This window comes from Pseudomonas sp. LjRoot71, assembly GCF_964253255.1.
GTDB lineage: Bacteria > Pseudomonadota > Gammaproteobacteria > Pseudomonadales > Pseudomonadaceae > Aquipseudomonas.
The window spans coordinates 2,509,586-2,528,368 of the sequence record NZ_CAXURA020000001.1 but is presented as its reverse complement, the minus strand read 5'-3'; the positions used below and the strand labels follow the sequence as shown (position 1 = coordinate 2,528,368).

The 18,783-nt window shown below is 61.6% G+C and carries 14 protein-coding genes and 3 pseudogenes; 6 read left to right on the top strand and 11 right to left on the bottom strand.

From position 1 onward, the window contains the following. Window positions 1–112 precede the first annotated feature (112 nt). Complete coding sequence (gshA, locus tag ACSQ17_RS12005; protein ID WP_436068786.1) at window positions 113–1,693, top strand: glutamate--cysteine ligase; 1,581 nt, start codon at window positions 113–115, stop codon at window positions 1,691–1,693. Between the two features lie 215 nt (window positions 1,694–1,908). After that, a complete protein-coding gene (rmf, locus tag ACSQ17_RS12000) occupies window positions 1,909–2,118 on the top strand; it encodes a ribosome modulation factor (RefSeq protein WP_436068784.1) in 210 nt (69 codons plus the stop codon). A 69-nt stretch (window positions 2,119–2,187) separates the two neighbouring features. Here rmf and ACSQ17_RS11995 read toward each other — a convergent pair whose 3' ends face one another. Next, a complete protein-coding gene (locus ACSQ17_RS11995; protein ID WP_436068783.1) occupies window positions 2,188–3,897 on the bottom strand; it encodes an amidase in 1,710 nt (569 codons plus the stop codon). 420 nt (window positions 3,898–4,317) lie between these two features. Between ACSQ17_RS11995 and aguA the strand changes: the two genes are divergently transcribed. The 3 genes and pseudogenes from aguA (at window position 4,318) to ACSQ17_RS11980 (ending at window position 6,827) form a co-directional block, all read left to right on the top strand. After that, window positions 4,318–5,427, top strand: coding sequence for an agmatine deiminase (gene aguA / locus ACSQ17_RS11990; RefSeq protein WP_436068781.1), 1,110 nt, complete (start codon window positions 4,318–4,320; stop codon window positions 5,425–5,427). An 80-nt stretch (window positions 5,428–5,507) separates the two neighbouring features. After that, window positions 5,508–6,284: pseudogene (locus tag ACSQ17_RS11985) on the top strand (PAS domain-containing protein); the annotation flags it as partial. Further along, on the top strand, window positions 6,276–6,827 hold the full coding sequence (locus ACSQ17_RS11980) for a methyl-accepting chemotaxis protein (protein ID WP_436070466.1): 552 nt from the start codon (window positions 6,276–6,278) through the stop codon (window positions 6,825–6,827). The pseudogene ACSQ17_RS11985 and the gene ACSQ17_RS11980, both read left to right, overlap by 9 nt. A 70-nt stretch (window positions 6,828–6,897) precedes the next feature. Here the strand turns inward: ACSQ17_RS11980 and ACSQ17_RS11975 are convergent. The 10 genes and pseudogenes from ACSQ17_RS11975 to desA form a co-directional block, all read right to left on the bottom strand. Beyond that, window positions 6,898–7,338: pseudogene (locus ACSQ17_RS11975) on the bottom strand (methyl-accepting chemotaxis protein); the annotation flags it as partial. 102 nt (window positions 7,339–7,440) lie between these two features. Then, window positions 7,441–8,214: pseudogene (locus ACSQ17_RS11970) on the bottom strand (PAS domain-containing protein); the annotation flags it as partial. Between the two features lie 99 nt (window positions 8,215–8,313). Next, window positions 8,314–10,041, bottom strand: coding sequence for a SulP family inorganic anion transporter (locus ACSQ17_RS11965; protein WP_436068779.1), 1,728 nt, complete (start codon window positions 10,039–10,041; stop codon window positions 8,314–8,316). Then, entirely contained in the window at window positions 10,031–10,894 is an 864-nt protein-coding gene (locus ACSQ17_RS11960) for an MBL fold metallo-hydrolase (RefSeq protein ID WP_436068777.1), read from the bottom strand. Before ACSQ17_RS11960 ends, ACSQ17_RS11965 begins: the two co-directional genes overlap by 11 nt. 97 nt (window positions 10,895–10,991) lie before the next feature. Further along, window positions 10,992–11,408: a DUF6691 family protein gene (locus ACSQ17_RS11955; protein ID WP_436068776.1), complete on the bottom strand. Its 417-nt coding sequence runs from the start codon at window positions 11,406–11,408 to the stop codon at window positions 10,992–10,994. 2 nt (window positions 11,409–11,410) lie between these two features. Continuing rightward, entirely contained in the window at window positions 11,411–11,842 is a 432-nt protein-coding gene (locus ACSQ17_RS11950) for a YeeE/YedE family protein (protein ID WP_436068775.1), read from the bottom strand. Continuing rightward, window positions 11,839–12,165, bottom strand: a complete 327-nt coding sequence (locus ACSQ17_RS11945) for an ArsR/SmtB family transcription factor (protein ID WP_233683271.1) — start codon at window positions 12,163–12,165, stop codon at window positions 11,839–11,841. Before ACSQ17_RS11945 ends, ACSQ17_RS11950 begins: the two co-directional genes overlap by 4 nt. 176 nt (window positions 12,166–12,341) lie before the next feature. After that, complete coding sequence (locus ACSQ17_RS11940) at window positions 12,342–13,601, bottom strand: OprD family porin (protein WP_436068774.1); 1,260 nt, start codon at window positions 13,599–13,601, stop codon at window positions 12,342–12,344. A gap of 449 nt (window positions 13,602–14,050) precedes the next feature. Then, window positions 14,051–15,022 (bottom strand): GGDEF domain-containing protein, encoded by a 972-nt coding sequence (locus tag ACSQ17_RS11935; RefSeq protein ID WP_436068773.1) that lies wholly within the window; start codon window positions 15,020–15,022, stop codon window positions 14,051–14,053. Between the two features lie 100 nt (window positions 15,023–15,122). Further along, window positions 15,123–16,307 carry a delta-9 fatty acid desaturase DesA gene (desA, locus tag ACSQ17_RS11930; RefSeq protein ID WP_436068772.1) on the bottom strand — a complete coding sequence of 395 codons (1,185 nt, stop codon included), beginning with the start codon at window positions 16,305–16,307 and terminating at the stop codon, window positions 15,123–15,125. 167 nt (window positions 16,308–16,474) lie between these two features. Here desA and dibA point away from each other — a divergent pair, with 167 nt between their 5' ends. Beyond that, window positions 16,475–18,766: a phosphodiesterase DibA gene (dibA, locus tag ACSQ17_RS11925; protein WP_436068771.1), complete on the top strand. Its 2,292-nt coding sequence runs from the start codon at window positions 16,475–16,477 to the stop codon at window positions 18,764–18,766. The last annotated feature ends 17 nt before the right edge of the window (window positions 18,767–18,783 follow it).

Below are 18,783 nucleotides of genomic sequence, written 5' to 3'. Positions count from 1 at the left end.
GGGTTATAAAGCGCTATCGACCGAGCCCGATTGAAGCCGGTTTTCTCGCCCCCTTGTAGAGCATGCGTGTCGTCCCCATATTGGGGCGACCGATGCGTGAAGGAATGCAATCTTGAGCGACCTGTTAACCCGCCGCCTGGCCCAGCTTGGCGAGCGCGCCAACCTCTCCCTGCTTTCCCAGTGCCTGCACGGTATCGAGCGTGAATGCCTGCGTGTGGACGGCAACGGCCAGCTGGCCCTGACCCCGCACCCGGAAGCCCTCGGTTCGGCACTGACCCACGCGCAGATCACCACCGACTATTCCGAATCGCTGCTGGAATTTATCACCCCGGCCTTGCCTGATCCGGCCGCCACCCTGGCTGAGCTGGAACAGATCCACCGCTTCGCCTACAGCAAGCTGGACGGTGAATACCTGTGGAGCCCGTCGATGCCCTGCGCGCTGCCGGACGAGGAGACGATCCCGATCGCCCGCTACGGCAGCTCGCACATCGGTGAACTCAAGTACGTCTACCGCAAGGGCCTGGCCCTGCGTTACGGCAAAACCATGCAGTGCATCGCCGGCATCCACTACAACTTCTCCCTGCCAGAAGCGCTGTGGCAGCTACAGCAACAGGCCGAAGGCGATACGCGCAGCGCGCGCGATTACCAGTCGGCGCGCTACATCGCACTGATCCGCAACTTCCGCCGCTACAGCTGGCTGCTGATGTACCTGTTCGGGGCCTCGCCGGCGCTGCACAAGGGCTTTATGCGCGAGCATCCTCATCAACTGCAGGAACTGGACGCAGAAACCCTCTACCTGCCCTACGCCACCAGCTTGCGCATGAGCGATCTGGGCTACCAGAGCAGCGCCCAGTCCGGCCTGACGCCCTGCTACAACGACCTGACCAGCTACACCGACAGCCTGCGCCAGGCGGTCGGCACGCCCTATCCACCCTATGTGGAAATCGGCGCGAAAAAGGATGGTGAGTGGCTGCAACTGAACACCAACATCCTGCAGATCGAGAACGAGTACTACTCGAACATCCGCCCGAAACGCGTGACCTACAGCGGCGAGCGGCCGATCCAGGCGCTGATGGCCCGTGGCGTGCAGTACGTTGAAGTGCGCTGCCTGGACATCAACCCGTTCCTGCCGCTGGGTATCGACCTGAGCGAATCGCGCTTCCTCGACGCCTTCCTGCTGTTCTGCGCACTGGCCGACAGTCCGCTGCTGCAAAGCGGCGAATGCCATGCCTGCACCGACAACTTCCTGGCCGTGGTCAAGGAAGGCCGCCGGCCGGGCCTGCAACTGCAACGCAATGGCCAACCGGTGGTGCTGCAAGCCTGGGCCAGCGAGCTGCTGGAGCAGATCCTGCCGCTGGCCGAGTTGCTCGACCAAAGCCAGGGTGGCGACGCCCACCGTCAGGCCTTGCAGGCGCAACAGGCCAAGGTCGCCGACCCTAGCCTGACACCTTCGGCGCAGGTGCTGGCACAGCTGCAACAGGGCGTGAGCTTTACCGAGTTCGCCCTGCGCCAGAGCAAGCAGCACGCCGACTATTTCCGCAGCCAAGCGTTGAGCGCTGAACAGCAAGCCGCTTTCGAGGCCAGCGCCGCGCAGTCGCTGCACGAGCAGGCCGAGCTGGAAGCACACGAGGAAGGCGACTTCGACAGCTTTGCCGCAGCCTATCAGGCCAGCATTCTCGCCCTGGCGGTATAGCAGCGGCCTGGATTGGTAGGGTGCGCCGTGCGCACCAGCGCCTTAGCCTTAGATGGGCGAATACTGGCACGCGCAGCGCCCCCTACGGGCAGGTCGGTATTTCGCCAACTGCGTCACATAAACCGCCAGTGGTGGCAAAAGCAGGATCAGCGGCAACGCCCCGCCCAGGGCATACAGCTAGCATTGCAGGGGTAAATCCACTGCGAGCTGCCGCTATGGCCTGCGCCGACTTCACCAAGGAAGATGACCAGCACTGGAGCCTGGAAAGCCTCAACAAGGCTTACCAACAGGGCTACATGGCCGGCCTGACTGGACAAATCAACACTCCCCGCACCCTGGCCGCCGACGTGCTGATCGCCGCCTGGGAAGCGGGCTGGGACGACGGCCACGAGCAGTTCGAACTGCACAAGCGCCACAGCGCCTGAGCCTTATTAGCATCGATCGCAAAGCAAACAGACGGGATTGACGCGGTACGCGCCAATCCCGTTGCTGTTTTAGCCGCGAAACAATGGCGGCGTACGCGGCGGCACCAGGCGTTTCGAGCCAGTGGACTCGAACGCCGCAGCAAAGCGCAGCAATGCCGAATCATCGTAGGCGCGACCGGCAAAGGTCAGCCCCACCGGCATACCGATATCCGCCATCACACCCATCGGCACAGTGACCGTGGGTACGCCGAGGTGCCGAATGGCCAGGTTACCGTTGGCCACCCACACCCCGTTGCTCCAGGCGATGTCGGCCGAAACCGGATTGATATCGGCATCCGCCGGGCCGACATCAGCGACGGTAGGGAACAGCACGGCGTCGAGGCCGAGGCTGTCCATCCAGTCTTCCAGATCAATCTTGCGGGTGTGCTCCAAACCGCGCAGGCCATCGGCCAGGGTCTCGATCTCCTCCCAGTTTTTCAGCCCACGCTTGGCCATGTTGACGTATTCGTCCATGCCGGCGACCAGGTCGCCTTCGCGGTTTGGCAGCGTGCCGGGGTCGTGCGGAAATATCTGCGGCCCGTCGACGTCGGCCAGCCTGTTCAGCTTGGGATCGCCGTTGGCCCGCAGGAAATCATCAAAGGCCCAGCCGCTCAGCTCCCACAGCTCGTCATGCAGGAACGCCGGAGTGACGATGCCACGGTTGTACACGGTCGGCGCGCCTGGACGGTCGCCTTCACAGTTGGACACCAACGGGAAGTCGACTTCGATCACTTCGGCGCCCGCAGCTTCCAGCGCACTGCGCGCCTGCTCCCAGAGCGCAATCACGGACGGCCGGGTGTGGATACGCTGGCCGGTCGGGCCACCGATGCCAGGATTTTCGCTGGTGCCAGCGGCGTCATCCTTGTTGATAAACATGCGCGGCACGCCAAAGCGTTTACCGGCCAGGGCATCGGCCTTGGCGGCCAGGTCGGCATAGGCGGCCGGGCGTACCTCAGAAGGTTTCGGAATCGGCACCCAGGGTTGCAGACGCCAGAGGTCGCCACGGCTGTCGGGGTCTTCAGCCACCACCACATCCAGCACTTCGAGCAGGTCAGCCATGGTCCGCGCATAGGGCACCACCACGTCCATCGTTGGTGTCAGCGGCCAGTTGCCGCGTACCGAGATCACCCCGCGCGACGGCGTATAGGCACACAGACCATTGTTCGAAGCCGGGCCGCGGCCGCTCGACCAGGTTTCCTCGGCCAGACCAAACGCCGCAAAACTGGCCGCCGTGGCGGTGCCGGCACCGTTGGATGAGCCGGAAGCGAACGGTGCCGTGAGGTAGTCGGCGTTGTAGGGGCTTTCCGCACGGCCATAGACGCCGCGCTGCATGCCGCCGTTGGCCATGGGCGGCATATTGGTTTTACCCAGGCAGATGGCCCCCGCCGCGCGCAGACGCTCGATGGTGAAGGCATCGCGATAGGCGATCAGATCCTTGAACGCCGGGCTACCGGACGCGGCGGTGAGGCCCTTGACCAGGTAACTGTCCTTGGCGGTGTAGGGGATGCCGTCCAGCGGACTGAGTGTCTCGCCACGGGCGCGACGGGCATCGGCGGCTTGGGCTTCCTTGAGCGCATCGGGATTGCGCACCACCACGGCGTTGAGGTGAGTCGACGTGCCGGCAGCGTCATAAGCGTCGATGCGTGCGTAATACGCCTGCACCAGCTCAACCGCCGTGGTCTGGCCGGCTTCGAGTGCAGCACGCAACTCGGCAATGGAAACCTCGGTTACCTCGATCATATTGTCACCACTGACTGGCACGGGATTAGGCAGTGCGCGCACTGCAGCTTGAAGTTAGAGCTGACCACCAAGACGGCTTGCATATCGTTCCTCGTTTTACAGCATGACGCGGCAAAGGCTGAACGGTGAATCCGGGAAAAACGCGCGTTCGCATTTGCCAGCCCATGCACACAAGCATGAGTTCTAGCGGATTTTTATTCGATATTAATCGATAAAAAAGCCTTAAAGAAAGATTAACACGCTTTAAAAGCCGATTTTTATCGGATATAAATAGCCTATCCACTGCGGCGAATCCGCATGCGATGCTATCGCGACAGCGCCCTGCTCGTGTCAGATGACCGTAGCTCGGCCCGCAAGCACCAGTAGCAGCCCATGCCTGCATCGTCCGCCCACTTAATCGCTCAGTACCTTGGTGAACCTATGACAGCCCTGAACAGCACCCCACGCGCCGATGGTTTCCGCATGCCTGCCGAGTGGGAAAGCCACAGCCAGACCTGGATGGTCTGGCCGGAGCGCCCGGACAACTGGCGTCTGGGCGGCAAACCGGCACAGGCGGCGTTTACCGCCGTGGCCAGGGCGATTGCCGAGTTCGAACCGGTGACTGTGTGCGTGTCCGCCGGCCAGTATGAAAACGCCAGTGAGCGTCTGGCCCACGCCAATATCCGCGTGGTGGAAATCACCACCGATGACGCCTGGGTGCGCGACACCGGGCCGACCTTCGTCACCAACAGCAGCGGCGAAGTGCGCGGTGTGGACTGGGCCTTCAACGCCTGGGGCGGCCTCAATGGTGGGCTGTACGCCAACTGGGTGCGCGACGACCAGGTGGCGCGCAAGATCCTGCAGATCGAAGGCTGCGCGCGTTATCGCACCGATGAGCTGATCCTCGAGGGCGGCTCGATCCACGTCGACGGCGAAGGCACCCTGATCACCACCGAGGAATGCCTGCTCAACCCCAACCGCAACCCGCACCTGAACCGCGAGCAGATCGAGCAGTACCTGGTCGATCACCTGGCCATCGACAAGGTGATCTGGCTGCCGGACGGCCTGTTCAATGACGAGACCGACGGCCACGTCGACAACTTCTGCTGCTACGTGCGCCCCGGTGAAGTGCTGCTGGCCTGGACCGACGATGCCACCGACCCCAACTACCCACGCTGCCAGGCCGCCATGCGTGTGCTGGAAAGCGTGCGCGATGCCAAGGGCCGCCAGCTGATCGTGCACAAGATGCCGATTCCCGGCCCGCTGCATGCCACCGATGAAGAATGTGCGGGCGTCGACCTAGTGGCCGGCACCCAGGAGCGCGACCCGTCGATCCGCCTGGCCGGCTCCTACGTCAACTTCCTGATCGTCAACGGCGGCATCATCGCGCCCAAGTTCGACGACCCGAAAGACAACGAGGCTGAAGCCATTCTGCAACGCCTGTTCCCTGAACACCGCGTGGTGATGGTGCCGGGTCGGGAGATTCTGCTGGGCGGCGGCAATATCCACTGCATCACGCAGCAACAACCTGCACCAAGAAAAACCGATTAAACGTTCAGAGAATGTAAAGTTAAGCCCTGCCAGTCCGATACAGTCCTGGTGTGATTACTTCTGACTGTCAGGGGATAACGATGTTTAACACAACAACTAAAATGGCCTTGGCCAAGGCTCAAGTTAAACTTCAGGCCCTAGAAGCCCGCAGACTGGCTGTCGACCGCTCGACGGCCATGATCGAGTTCAAACCTGACGGCACCATCGTCAGCGCCAACGAGAACCTCCTGACCACCATGGGTTACCGGCTTGAGGAAATTGTTGGTCAGCACCACCGTCTCTTCTGTTTTCCCGACTACCAGGCCAGCGCCGAATACCGCAAGTTCTGGCAGCGCCTGGCCGCAGGCGAGTTTATTCGCGAGCGCTTTCTCAGGCGTAACAAGCAAGGCCAGGATGTCTGGCTAGAGGCCAGTTACAACCCGATCCGGGGCGCCGATGGCCGCATTGAAGGCGTGCTCAAACTGGCTACCGATATCACGGATCAGGTGGCCCGTGAGCAGGAACAGAACAGCATGATCGGGGCCATCGACCGCTCCATGGCCGTGATTGCCTTTACCCCAAAAGGTGAGGTACTCGAAGCCAATGAGAACTTCGAACAGACCATGGGTTATCGGCAGAATGAGATTCGCGGTAAACACCACCGCATGTTCTGTACCCGAGAAGAGGCGGACTCCGCCGAATACCGCCACTTCTGGGAGCGCTTGAATAAAGGGGAGTTCTTCTCCGGGCGCTTTCAGCGCATCAATCGGCATGGTGACACCATTTGGCTGAGCGCCACCTACAACCCGGTGTTTGATGCCAGCGGCAGGCTCTACAAAGTCGTCAAGTTTGCCCGTGATGTCACCGGTATGGTGCGTCAGCAACAAGCCGAGTCAGAAGCCGCCAAACTGGCCTACGACATCTCCCAGCAAACCGATGAAAGCGCCCGCCATGGTGCCAAGGTGATTCGTGAAACCGTTGATGTCGTGCGCGGCATCGCCGATGAGCTGTCACGCGCCGCCGAAGGCATCACCGCTGTCAGCCAGCAATCGGAGATGATCAGCAGCATCGTTCAGGTGATCCGTGGGATTGCCGAACAAACCAACCTCTTGGCGCTCAATGCGGCCATCGAAGCGGCGCGTGCCGGCGAGCAGGGGCGTGGCTTTGCTGTGGTGGCGGATGAAGTACGCAACCTGGCGGCGCGTACCAGTCAGGCCACCGTGGAGATTGTCGAGGTCGTTAAACGCAACCATGACCTGGCGCAGGTTTCAGTCGACAGCATGCAGGCAAGCCGCCACAAGGTTGACCAAGGGGTGAATCTGGTCAACCAGGCCGGTGATGTCATCGAAGAAATCCAGAGCGGCGCACGGCAAGTGGTGGATGCCGTACGCCAGTTCGCCGAAGCTCTGGAAGAGCACTGATTGTGTCGCGCGAGCCGCTCCGCTAGACCGCTGAGAGCGACATGCCCGACCGCCAGCGGTCGGGCGCGGCTCAGTCCTGCATGGCCTCGGTGAACTGGCCAATAGCGTCCACCACCCGCTGCGCCTCATCGCGGATCTCCAACATCACCTCACCGGCCTTGTTGGCCAGCAGCACGCCCTGCTCGGCGCGCTGCTTGCTACCGTCCATGCCATTGACCGCCTGCAAGGCCAGGTCATGGTTGAGGCGCACCACGTCATTGATCTCCACGGTGGCCTGACTGGTACGCGCCGCCAGGTTGCGTACTTCATCCGCCACCACGGCAAAGCCACGCCCCTGCTCGCCGGCACGCGCCGCTTCGATGGCGGCGTTGAGGGCCAGCAGGTTGGTCTGCTCGGCAATCCCGCGAATCACCTGGACAATGCTGCTGATGCGCTCGGACTGCGCACTCAACGCACCGATATTGCTCGACACCCTGCCCAGCTCATCGGCAATCCCGCGCACCACCTGCACGGTCTCATCGACGGTGGCCGTGCCCTTGATCGCGCTTTCATCGGTTTCCCGGGCGATATCAAAGGCCAGCCGCGCGGCAGCGGATTCGGCCTCGCGGTGATGCACCTGATGGGTAATGTCGTTGGCAAACTTGACCACGCCGTACAAACGACCACTGGCGTCGTAGAGTGGGTTGTAGGTGGCCCGCAGCCAGATCACCTGACCACTCTTGGTGATCCGTTTGAAGCGGTCGGCAATGTATTCACCGCGGTTCAGGCGCTGCCAGAACTGCCGGTATGCATCGCTGCTGGCATCTTCATGGCTGCAGAACTGACGGTGGTGCTTGCCGCGAATATCCTCCAGGCGGTAGCCCATGACACTGAGAAAATTGTCATTGGCGTACTGCACCTCACCAGCCAGGTTGAATTCGATAACCGCCGTCGAGCGATTGATCGCATTCAGGTAACTCTCATGCTGATGCTCAGCATGCATGCGCGCAGTGATGTCGGCAGCCAGCTTGATCACTTTGACGACGAGCCCCTGAGCATTACGCACCGGCAGGTAGCTGGCCTCCAGCCAGATCTCGCGGCCACCCTTGGCAATCCGCATATAGCGGTCACTGAAGCTTTCACCATCGGCCAGACGCCGCCAGAACTGGGCATACGCCGTGCTGGCGGCCTGCTCCTGGGTACAGAACAGGCGGTGGTGCTTACCGCGCAGCTCATCCAGGCGATAGCCCATGACGGCCAGAAAGGGTTCGTTGGCGTCGAGAATCTCGCCCTGAGGGCTGAACTCGATCACGGCAAAGGTGTGGCGAATGGCCGCGATATTCTGCAGGCTCGCCGCCAGGTCCTGCTGGCATTGCTCTAACGCGTGACGCAGTTGTGATCCGAACATGACAATAGCCTCAACAAGGGCACACTTGATCAGGGCACACGGTACGGCTTTCATCCCTGATCCAAACAGCGTATCGACACGCCGCCATTAAGCTGTAGCTCAGTTTTCTTGCGCTCGCTTGGCGCGCTCGGTACTCGCCACATCCAGAGTACGCAGCGCCTGGTACTGGCTGACGAACACCTGGCCGGTAAACCGCTGGAAAAAGTCCGAGCGGTTCAGGCGGTCCATCACCGGTCCTTTCACCTCCGCCAGGTGCAGCTGCACGCCAGCGCTGTGCAGGCGCTCGCTGAGCGCCTCCAGGGTGTCCAGGGCGCTGGCGTCGATCAGGTTGACCCCGGAACACATCAGCACCAGATGGCGCACCCCCGGCCGCGCGGCGATCAGCGCTGCGACACGCTCTTCCAGGTAGCGCGCGTTGGGAAAATACAGGCTTTCATCGACCCGCAACGACAGTACGCTGCTGCTTTCCACCACCTGGTAGCGCTCGACATTGCGAAAGTGCTCGCTGCCCGGCACCTGACCCACCACCGCCATATGCGGGCGGCTGGTACGCCAGAGAAACAGCAGCAGTGACAGGCCGACGCCAAGCAGAATCCCCGCCTCGACCCCATGCAGCAGCACGCCCAGCAACGTCGCCAACTGCGCCGCACCTTCCTGCCGCGAGTAGCGCCAGGTGCGGCGAATGCTGCGCAGGTCGATCAACCCCAGCACCGCCACCATGATGCTCGCCGCCAGCACCGCCTGCGGCAGGTGCTGCAACAGCGGCGCCAGGCCCAATACCGCTGCCAACATCAGGCCAGCGGTAAACACGCCAACCAGCGGGGTGGCCACATTGCTTTGCAGGGCCAGCGCCGAGCGCGAAAAGCTCGCCGCCACCGGCATGCCGCCCGTGCAGGCAGCGGCAATGTTGGCCGCGCCCTGGCCGAGTAATTCCTGATCCGGGTTGATTGACTGACGCTTGCGCATTGCCAGGCTCTGGGCAATCGACACCGACTCGACAAAGCCCACCAGGGCAATCAGCACGGCCGCCGGCAGCAGCTCACGCAACAGCCCCAGGTCCAGGCTCGGTATCGCCAGGGGTGGCAGGCCTGCGGCCACGCTGCCGACCACCTTGATCCCGTGGTTTTCCAGGTGCAGCAGCGCGCCCAGGGCCATCGCCAGCAACATCAGCAACAAGGCACTCAACTGCTTGAAACGCAGCGCCAGCGTTTCAGACACACCGAACAGGCCCAGGTTACGCAGCAGCACCAGCAGCATCAGGCTGCCCACGCCCAACACCAGCGTTGGCAGGTGCACCGCCGGCAACTGCGCAACCAGAGCCGGCAATACCTGCAACAAGGTCAGGCCATCGGCCGAAATGCCCAGCAGGTGCTTGAGCTGGCTGACGGCGATCAGCAGCGCCGAACCACTGACGAACCCGGAGATCACCGGGTGGCTGAGGAAGTTGGCAATAAAGCCCAGCCGCAGCACACCCATCAGCAGCAACAACACGCCGACCAACAAGGTCAGGGTGGTGGCCGCCACCAGATAAGCAGCGCTCCCCACCGCCGCCAGCGGCGCCAGGGCTGCCGCCGTCATCAATGACAACACCGCCACCGGGCCGAACGACAGCGCCACCCCTGGGCTGGCACCGATCAACGCATACACCAGCAGCGGCAGGATGCTCGCATACAACCCGGCCACGGCCGGCAGACCGGCCAGCTGGGCATAGGCCAGCGCCTGTGGCACCAGCAGCAGGCAGACCAGGCAGGCCGCCAGCACGTCGCGCCCGGCCTGATCGCGGTCATAACCGCGCAACGTTTGCAGCAGTGGCCACCTAGAGAACATTCAACGGCACCTTGAGGTAGCGCACGCCATTGTCTTCGGCTGGCGGCAGATGGCCGGCGCGCATATTGACCTGCACCGACGGCAGCATCAGCGCCGGCATGCCCAGGCTGGCGTCACGCGCCTGGCGCATGGCCACAAAGGCTTCTTCATCGATGCCCTGGTGCACGTGCACGTTATCCGCCCGCTGCTCCGCCACCGTGGTCTGGTAGCGGTGCTGTTCGCGTCCCGGTGCCAGGTAATCGTGGCACAGGAATAACCGCGTGTGCTCTGGCAGGGCAAACAGCCGGGCAATCGAACGGTACAGGGTGCGCGCATCACCACCGGGAAAGTCGCAACGCGCGGTGCCGTAATCCGGCATAAACAGGGTGTCGCCGACAAAGGCGGCATCGCCGATCAGGTAGGTCATGCAGGCCGGGGTATGCCCTGGCGTATGCAGGGCGCGGGCGCTGAGGCTGCCCAGTTGAAACCGCTGATCATCCTGGAACAGCTGATCGAACTGGCGACCGTCCACCGCAAACTCGGTACCGGCATTGAACAGCTTGCCGAAGGTGCTCTGTACCACGCGGATCTGCTCGCCAATCGCCAATCGGCCACCCAAGGCCGCTTTGAGATACGGCGCGGCCGACAGGTGATCGGCATGCACATGGGTTTCCAGCAACCACTGCACGCGCAGGCCCTGCTCACGCACGTAGCCGATCAGGCGGTCGGCACTCTCGTAACGGATACGGCCGGCGGCCGCATCGTAATCCAGCACCGAGTCAATGATCGCGCACTGTGCAGTGGCCGGATCACTGACCACATAGCTGTAGGTCGAGGTGGCGGGATCGAAAAACGCCTGAATACGCGGTGACATGACAACTCCAGCCTGCAATCGCAGGTGATTAATCCAGCCGCACGCAGCGGTCGAGCGCTGCCAAGCAGCGCAGCCATACTGTTTGCCCGACCCGCAGTTATCCGCGCCGACGTTCCAGCGCAGCAAATATCAGCATGCCCGCGAGCATGGCCAGGGTGAAAAGCAGGGCTTGCCAGCGCCCGGTCAGCAACAGGGCCACGGCCGGTCCCGGGCAGATCCCGGCGATGCCCCAACCGATACCGAACAACAGGCTGCCGCCGATCAGCCGGCGATCCAGCTCACGCTTGCCCGGCAACTGCATCGGCGCACCGAGTACGCTGACGCGCTGCGTGCGCGCCCAACTGAACGGCAAAAACGCCACGCCAATCGCCGCCGCCATCACCAGCGCCAGGGATGGATCCCAGGCGCCGCCCAGGTCGAGAAATGCCAGCACCTTGGCCGGGTTGGCCATGCCCGCAGTCAGCAGGCCGATGCCAAAAATCAGCCCGGCAAGAAACGCCATCAGTTTGCGCATGTTCAGGCTCCCAGCAGATGACGCAGGATAAACACCGTGACAAAGCCCGCTGCCATAAACGCCAGCGTGGCCGCCAGTGAGCGTGGCGACAGCCGCGACAGGCCACACACGCCATGCCCACTGGTGCAGCCAGCGCCATAGCGGGTGCCAACACCCACCAACAGACCGGCAACCGTCAGCGCCAGCCAGCCGCTGTCGATATGAATCTCGGGCAGGCGAGTAAACAGCTGCCAGAGCAGTGGCGCGAACAACACGCCAAGCAGAAACAGGCCCTTCTCGCCCCAGCCTTCACCACGCTCCAGCAGGCTGCCAAGCAGGCCGCTGATGCCGGCCACCCGGCCATTCATCACGGCAAACAGGCTGGCGGCCAGACCAATCAACGCGCCGCCCGCCAGGGCACTCCAGGGCGTGAAGTTGTACCAATCGATACTCATTGCTCGGCACCTGCGCAGAACAGTTGATAGAGGGTGTTGATCACCGCTAATGCAGCCGGACTGCTGATGCAGTAATAGATCTGCTTGCCCTCACGGCGGGTTTCTACCAGCCCTTCGCGGCGCAATACCGCCAGTTGCTGCGAGAGCGTCGGCTGTTGAATACCCAGCAGCGTTTCCAGCTCGCTGACATTGCGTTCGCCCTGGGACAGCTGACACAGCAGCAACAGGCGATCCGGGTTGCCCAGGGCCTTGAGCAGCTGCCCCGCCGCATCGGCATTGGCGCGCAGTTGCTGGATATCGAGTGGAGGGTGTTCAGACGTCATGGCAAGCTGCTCAATTAAGATAAAAACAATCTATTCTTTTATATATTGATTAGCAAGCCCACCGCGACACCGTACAGAGGTCAATCACCGGTCATAAAAAACCCGGAACAGAGTCCAGGTTTGCTGTACTGCTCAGGCTGGGCTGCATGCAACAGCTCAGCCTGAAACCGCCACAGTCAGAGCAGTGGCAGGGTGTAGCTGACGATCAGGCGGTTTTCGTCGATATCACGGCTGAAGTTGTTACGCATGGTCGCATTGCGCCACTTGATACCGAGGTTCTTGAAAGTACCCTCCTGAACCACATAAGCGATGTCCGTGTTGCGCTCCCATTCTTTGCCTTCGGAGGCGGCGCCGCGATCAATGCTATCGCCAGTCAGATAGCGGGTCATAAAGGTCAGACCGGGAATGCCAACAGACGCGAAATCGAAGTCATAACGGGCCTGCCAGGATTTTTCGTCCTTGGCGGCGAAGTTGCCGATTTGCACATAGTTGACCAGGAACGGATCGGTGCCACCGACATAGGCGAAACCGGTGTCACCACTCATTTTCTGGTAGCCCAGGCCAAATTTATGGGCACTCAGGCTGTAGGTAACCATTGCACCAAAGGCCTTGTTGTCGACGTTGCTCATGCCGTCATCGGTGGAACGGGCATAACGCACGTCAGTCTTCAGGCTTTGCTTGTCGCCCAACGGCAGGACATGCACCAGATTGAAGGAATGCTGTTTGTACAGATCTTCCAGATTGGAATAGTAATAACCGGCCGTCAGGTCATTGGTGAGCTTGTAGTTGCCGCCCGCAAAGACGAACTCGTTGGACTGATTAACGGCCCCACCCTTGATGCTGATACCGCTCAAGGAGTAGGTGTTCAGGGTCATGTCTTCATAGTCTTGCGAGTTGCGGTTGTTGACCTCGTCGAGGTAACCCGCATCCAGGGTCAGACCATCAATTTCCTGGGATACCAGGTTACCGCCGCGGAAAACTTGCGGCAGCAAGCGGCTATCGCTGGAGGCGATCGCCTGGTTCTTGAACTGCATCTGGCCGACACGCAGGGTGCTTTTGGAGACCTTGGCCTTAGCCGCTACAGCCAGGCCGGAATAGTTGTCCTGCGAACCATTGGACGAACGATCCGGAACCAGCAGACCACTACCTGCAGTGCCATCTCCCGAATCCAATTTGAAACCGAACATGCCAATGGCATCAGCACCAAAGCCAACGGTGCCGTCAGTAAAGCCCGACTCAGCACGCAGGATAAAACCTTGCGCCCACTCTTCAGACTTGTTCTGGCCCGCTGCTTCACGAAAGTCACGGTTGTAGTAGAAATTCCGCGCTTCGAGGGTGGCTTTGCTATCGCCAATAAAATCGGCAAACGCCGCTTGGCTCAGGGACATGCCCAGGGTGCTGGCCGCGACGGCCAAGGCCAGGGAGGTCTTTCTCATTATGATTTCTCCAGTTGTGTGTGGGTTGCACATCGGCGCGGTACAGGCTTCAGCGAGTGAAACGGCAGGCGCGCGCCGAATTCGGGGCCTGGGGTCGGGGCCAGTGGGCGTGCAGGCGAACGCCGCCGCAGCCAGAGGCTGGCCGAGCACAGGCAGGATCAGGTGGGCGCTGGGAGGCAATCAGCGCAGACGAGAATATCGGGGATGGTCGGCAGGCAGGTGCGGGGCATAGTGAGGCACTCTTCGTTCTTATTGGCCGGCCGACTACCTGGCCGTTATGAACGAAGCCCTACGCAGATACTGTGCCAGCTGCTGACGAAGCGGCAGCAAGCTGTCTATGACGGGTTTTTGCGCTCTAAGCCAGCAGGCCTGGGTAAGCAGGCTACGCGACTCATAAGCGGATTCTTGCCGATCAACAAGACTTACCAGGCGGGTTGCCGCCAGCCAATTCAGTCGATCACGATCTGGTTCTTGCCCTGGCGTTTGGCCCGGTACATTGCAGCATCCGCACGGGCATACAGGGCATCCAGGCTGGTGTCTTCAGGACGTAAACAGGTCAGTCCCTGACTCAAGGTAATGCCGAAGGTTGTACCGTCATGGCTGAAACTCAGCCGCCGCGTATCACGCTGCAAGCGCTCGGCAATCTGCTCGGCCAACGCCGCATCACAGCGCGGGAACAACGCGGCAAACTCCTCACCACCGATGCGCCCGAACAGATCACCACGGCGCAGGGTGGTCGCACCGCTGTAGGCCAGCCGCTGTAGCACCTGATCGCCCATCTGGTGGCCGTAGCGGTCATTGATCTGCTTGAAGTCATCCAGGTCGAGCAGCAGAAAGGCCAGCGGGCTGCCATATTCACGGGCCTGCTCAAACTCGCGCTGGGCGCACTCGAAGAAATGCCGGCGGTTGCTGCTCTGGGTCAGCACATCGGTGGTGGCCAGGCGGTGCAGTTCGCCTTCCAGCTGCTTCTTCTCGGTGATGTCTTCGGCAATGCCGACGATGATATGCGGCTGCCCCGGCGCGCTCTCACGGCTGACAAAGCACTTGTCACTGAGCCAGCGGACCTGACCGTCACCACGAATGATGCGGTACTCACGCGCTTCAACCGCTCCGGTTTGCAGCACCTGGGCAAAACTTTCGGCAGCGTACTCCAGATCATCGGGGTAGATGTTGTTGCGCCATTCTTCGTAGCCGGCCAGCAGCAACTCGGTGGAGCGCCCGAAAATGCGTTCATAGGCAGGGCTGACGTAGATCACCCGCTGGGCATTCCAGTCAAACGCCCAGAGCACCGCATTGACACTGCCGAGCAGGGTGCTGAACAGCTGCTCGCGCTCCTGAAGCCGCGCCACTTCGGCACGGGTGTGCAACAACGCCAGGGTCAGCTCTTCCTGTTCCAGCTGCTGCCTGTTGACTTCATCCATAAACACCGCCGCTGCGCTCAGATAACGGGGATATGACAGCAGCATACGCCAGAAGTTAAAAAGCCCGCCAATAGGCGGGCTTCAGGGGCACAACAAAGCGTCAGGCAGTTGCTGGACGCAGCGAATAGGTCTTCAGCTGTTCGGCAAATTCGCGCAGTGACTGGATACCGCTGGCCTCAGCTTCATGGACCCACTGCTTGATGGCTTCGAGCATGTCGTGGCCATTGGCGCTGGTTTTCACCCAGATTTGTTGCAGGGCCAGGCGTTTCTCGTAGATCACCTTGAGTGCCTGGCTCTGCTCCAGCATGCGCTGGATACGCGCATGGTGGCCTTCATCAAGCAGACTTGGCTCGCGCGACAGCAGGCGTTTGGCACGGTGAAAATGATGGCGAACCGAGGCGTCGGCCTTGGCCAGCTCCTGCTGCACCAGCGGCGCGATCACCAGCTTGCGGTACTGCGCCATGATCTGAAAACGGTTGTTGAGGATGGCCATGGCGGTGTCCATGTCCAGGCTGCGCTTGCCTTCCACCCGGTGGGCAATCGGCGCAACACGCTGCACCTGAGCCAGACCGAACAGGCTGAACAGCTTGATCCAGAACCAACCCATGTCGAACTCCCACTTGCGCACGGAGAGCTTGGCCGAGTTCGGGTAGGTGTGGTGATTGTTATGCAGCTCTTCGCCACCGATCAGGATGCCCCAGGGCACCAGGTTGGTGGCGGCATCGCGGCACTCGAAGTTGCGGTAACCCACGGCATGACCGAGGCCATTGATCACCCCAGCCGCCCACACCGGAATCCACATCATCTGCACCGCCCAGATGGTGATGCCTGCAACACCGAACAGGGCCAGGTCGATGGAGGCCATCAGCGCCACACCGGCAATTGGGAAGCGCGAATAGAGGTTACGTTCGACCCAGTCTTCCGGGCAGTTCTTGCCGTAGATACGCAGGGTTTCCGCGTTCTGCGCTTCTTCGCGGTACAGCTCGGCCCCTTTGCGCAGCACCGTGCTCAGGCCCTTGATTACCGGGCTGTGCGGGTCATCGACGGTTTCACACTTGGCGTGGTGTTTGCGGTGAATGGCGGTCCACTCGCGGGTGTTCTGTGCGGTGGTCAGCCACAGCCAGAAGCGGAAGAAGTGTTTCAGCGCCGGATGCAGCTCCAGCGCGCGATGCGCCGAGTAACGATGCAGATAAACCGTGACGCTGACGATGGTCACGTGCGTCATCAGCAGGGTGACTGCGATCAGTTGCCAGATCGACAGGTCAAGAAAACCGTTGTACCACATGGGTCATGTGCCTCGTGCAAAGAAAGGGTGGCGCTGATTTTTAGCGCACACCTGTACACATTATCCCTGACCCGGATCAGAAAACCAGTTGGTCTTTTGCATAAGAATGCCGCCCCCTCATTAACATCTATACTGCCTTCCCCACTTCAAGGACTGATCCGCTGCTCATGACTGCCCCCTACAGCGCCTGGCGCTTGACCCTGAGTTACCTTCTGGTTGCCGGCCTTTGGGTGCTGTTCAGCGACAGTCAACTGATTGCCCTGGGCCTGTCACTTGAACAGCTGGAGCGTGCGCAAACGTTCAAGGGGCTGGCTTTCGTCCTGCTCAGCGGCGGCCTGCTGCACCTGATTCTGCACACCCACCAACGCCAGTACCGCCGCAACCAGCAAGCCCTGCAACACAGCGAAAGACGCCTGCAGCAAGCCTTGGAAGCGGCCCAGAACGGCATGTGGGATTGGCACATGCAGAGCGGTCAGCTGTATTTTTCCCCCAGTTACGCCGCTCTGCTCGGCATCCCGGAACAAGCGCTGGAAACCGACCAGCAGCAGTGGATGCAACGCCTGCACCCCAATGATCGCGAAGCCTTCCAGCGCAACCTGCAACAGCGCATGAGCGCCGCCGACCCGGCACCTTATGAGGTCAACTACCGCTTGCGGCATGCCGACGGCAGCTACCGCTGGATTCAGTTTCGTGGCCGCTTGTTGCTCGATGAACAGGGCCGGGCCGAACGCCTGATCGGCACAGCCAGCGACATCACCCAGCGCCGCCGCGACGAAGACAGCCTGCGCCAGGCCGCCGCCGTGTTCGACGCCACTCAGGAAGGAGTGCTGGTCACCGATGCCGAGCAACATATCGTGCACTGCAACCCGGCCTTCACCCGCATTACCGGCTACAGCCAGACAGAAATCCTTGGCCAGTCACCCAGCCTGCTGAAATCCGGGCGGCACGACCGCAGCTTCTATGAAAGCCTGTGGAACGCCTTGCAAAACCGTGGCGCCTGGAGTGGTGAAGTGTGGAACCGGCGCAAGAACGGTGAAATCTACCCACAGTGGCAATGCATCCGGGTGATCCACGACGAGCAGGGCGAGATCAGCCACTACGTGGCGGTGTTCTCCGACATCACTGCACTCAAGCGTTCCCAGCGCGAGCTGGACTACCTGGCGCACCACGACCCGCTGAGCAACCTGCCCAACCGCCTGCTGTTCACCGAGCGCGTCGAGCATGCCCTGGAGCGTGCTCGCAGCGACCAGCACAGCGGTGCGGTGCTGCTGATCGACCTCGACCACTTCAAGCACATCAACGAAAGCCTCAGCCACAACATCGGTGACCTGCTGCTCAAGGCCGTGGGTGAACGCCTCAGCACTCAACTCGGCAAACGCATGACCCTGGCACGCCTGGGCGGCGACGAGTTTGGCCTGCTCGATGAACAGTGCCGCGACGTCGAACAGGCAGCGGTCATGGCCCAGCGCCTGCAAAACTGCCTGACCCAGCCTTTTCAAGTGGCGGACAAGGAGCTGTTCATCACCGCCAGCATTGGCATCTGCCTGTACCCCGAAGATGCCAACGATGTTGCTCAGGTGCTGCGCAACGCCGATTCCGCGCTGTTCAAGGCCAAGAGCAGCGGCCGCGAGAACTATGCGTTCTACAGCCAGGAGCTGACTACCCATGCCCACCAGCGGGTCGAAATGGCCAGCGCCCTGCGCCATGCACTGGATCGCCAGGAACTGCGCGTGCACTACCAACCGTTGTACGACTTGAAAAGCCGCGCACTGATCGGCGTCGAAGCCCTGGTGCGCTGGCAACACCCGGAACGTGGCCTGGTGCCGCCTGGCGAATTTATCCCGATTGCCGAGGAAACCGGCCTGATCGGCACCATCGACGCCTGGGTATTGCAGCAGAGCTGCCGGCAGATGGTCGCCTGGCGCAAGGCCGGGCTGGATTTGCAATTTGTCGCGGTGAATGCCTCCAGCCGCCTGTTCAGCCGCGGCGAACTGGACCTGCGGGTTGCCGAAGTGCTGCGTGACACCGGGCTCGACCCCGCCTGCCTGGAACTGGAAGTGACCGAAAGCGCCGTGATGGACGACCCCGATGCCGCCCTGGCCCTGCTGCAACGCCTGCGCGACCTCGGCGTACGCCTGGCCATCGATGACTTCGGCACCGGTTACAGCTCGCTGGCCCGCCTCAAGCGCCTGCCGGTACACAAGCTCAAGCTCGACCAGAGCTTTGTCAGAGGCCTGCCAAATGATCAGGATGACATCGCCATCACCCGCGCCGTGATCGCCCTGGGCCACAGCATGGGGCTCAAGGTACTGGCCGAAGGCATCGAACAGGCCGATCAGCTCGACCTGCTGTGCCAACTGGGCTGCGACCATGGCCAAGGCTACTACTTCGGCCGCCCGCAACCGGCCGCGCAGTTACAACAGACCTTGGCGCAGCACACCCGCCCGGTGTATGAGTAGAGCGCCCGCGTGACGCC

Excerpts from the sequence above, each read along its gene's own strand:
- rmf (WP_436068784.1), top strand. The coding sequence starts at position 1,909 with ATGGCCTGCGCCGACTTCACCAAGGAAGATGACCAGCACTGGAGCCTG.
- ACSQ17_RS11995 (WP_436068783.1), bottom strand. The coding sequence starts at position 3,897 with ATGATCGAGGTAACCGAGGTTTCCATTGCCGAGTTGCGTGCTGCACTC.
- aguA (WP_436068781.1), top strand. The coding sequence starts at position 4,318 with ATGACAGCCCTGAACAGCACCCCACGCGCCGATGGTTTCCGCATGCCT.
- ACSQ17_RS11980 (WP_436070466.1), top strand. The coding sequence starts at position 6,276 with ATGGTGCGTCAGCAACAAGCCGAGTCAGAAGCCGCCAAACTGGCCTAC.
- ACSQ17_RS11965 (WP_436068779.1), bottom strand. The coding sequence starts at position 10,041 with ATGTTCTCTAGGTGGCCACTGCTGCAAACGTTGCGCGGTTATGACCGC.
- ACSQ17_RS11960 (WP_436068777.1), bottom strand. The coding sequence starts at position 10,894 with ATGTCACCGCGTATTCAGGCGTTTTTCGATCCCGCCACCTCGACCTAC.
- ACSQ17_RS11955 (WP_436068776.1), bottom strand. The coding sequence starts at position 11,408 with ATGCGCAAACTGATGGCGTTTCTTGCCGGGCTGATTTTTGGCATCGGC.
- ACSQ17_RS11950 (WP_436068775.1), bottom strand. The coding sequence starts at position 11,842 with ATGAGTATCGATTGGTACAACTTCACGCCCTGGAGTGCCCTGGCGGGC.
- ACSQ17_RS11945 (WP_233683271.1), bottom strand. The coding sequence starts at position 12,165 with ATGACGTCTGAACACCCTCCACTCGATATCCAGCAACTGCGCGCCAAT.
- ACSQ17_RS11940 (WP_436068774.1), bottom strand. The coding sequence starts at position 13,601 with ATGAGAAAGACCTCCCTGGCCTTGGCCGTCGCGGCCAGCACCCTGGGC.
- ACSQ17_RS11935 (WP_436068773.1), bottom strand. The coding sequence starts at position 15,022 with ATGGATGAAGTCAACAGGCAGCAGCTGGAACAGGAAGAGCTGACCCTG.
- desA (WP_436068772.1), bottom strand. The coding sequence starts at position 16,307 with ATGTGGTACAACGGTTTTCTTGACCTGTCGATCTGGCAACTGATCGCA.
- dibA (WP_436068771.1), top strand. The coding sequence starts at position 16,475 with ATGACTGCCCCCTACAGCGCCTGGCGCTTGACCCTGAGTTACCTTCTG.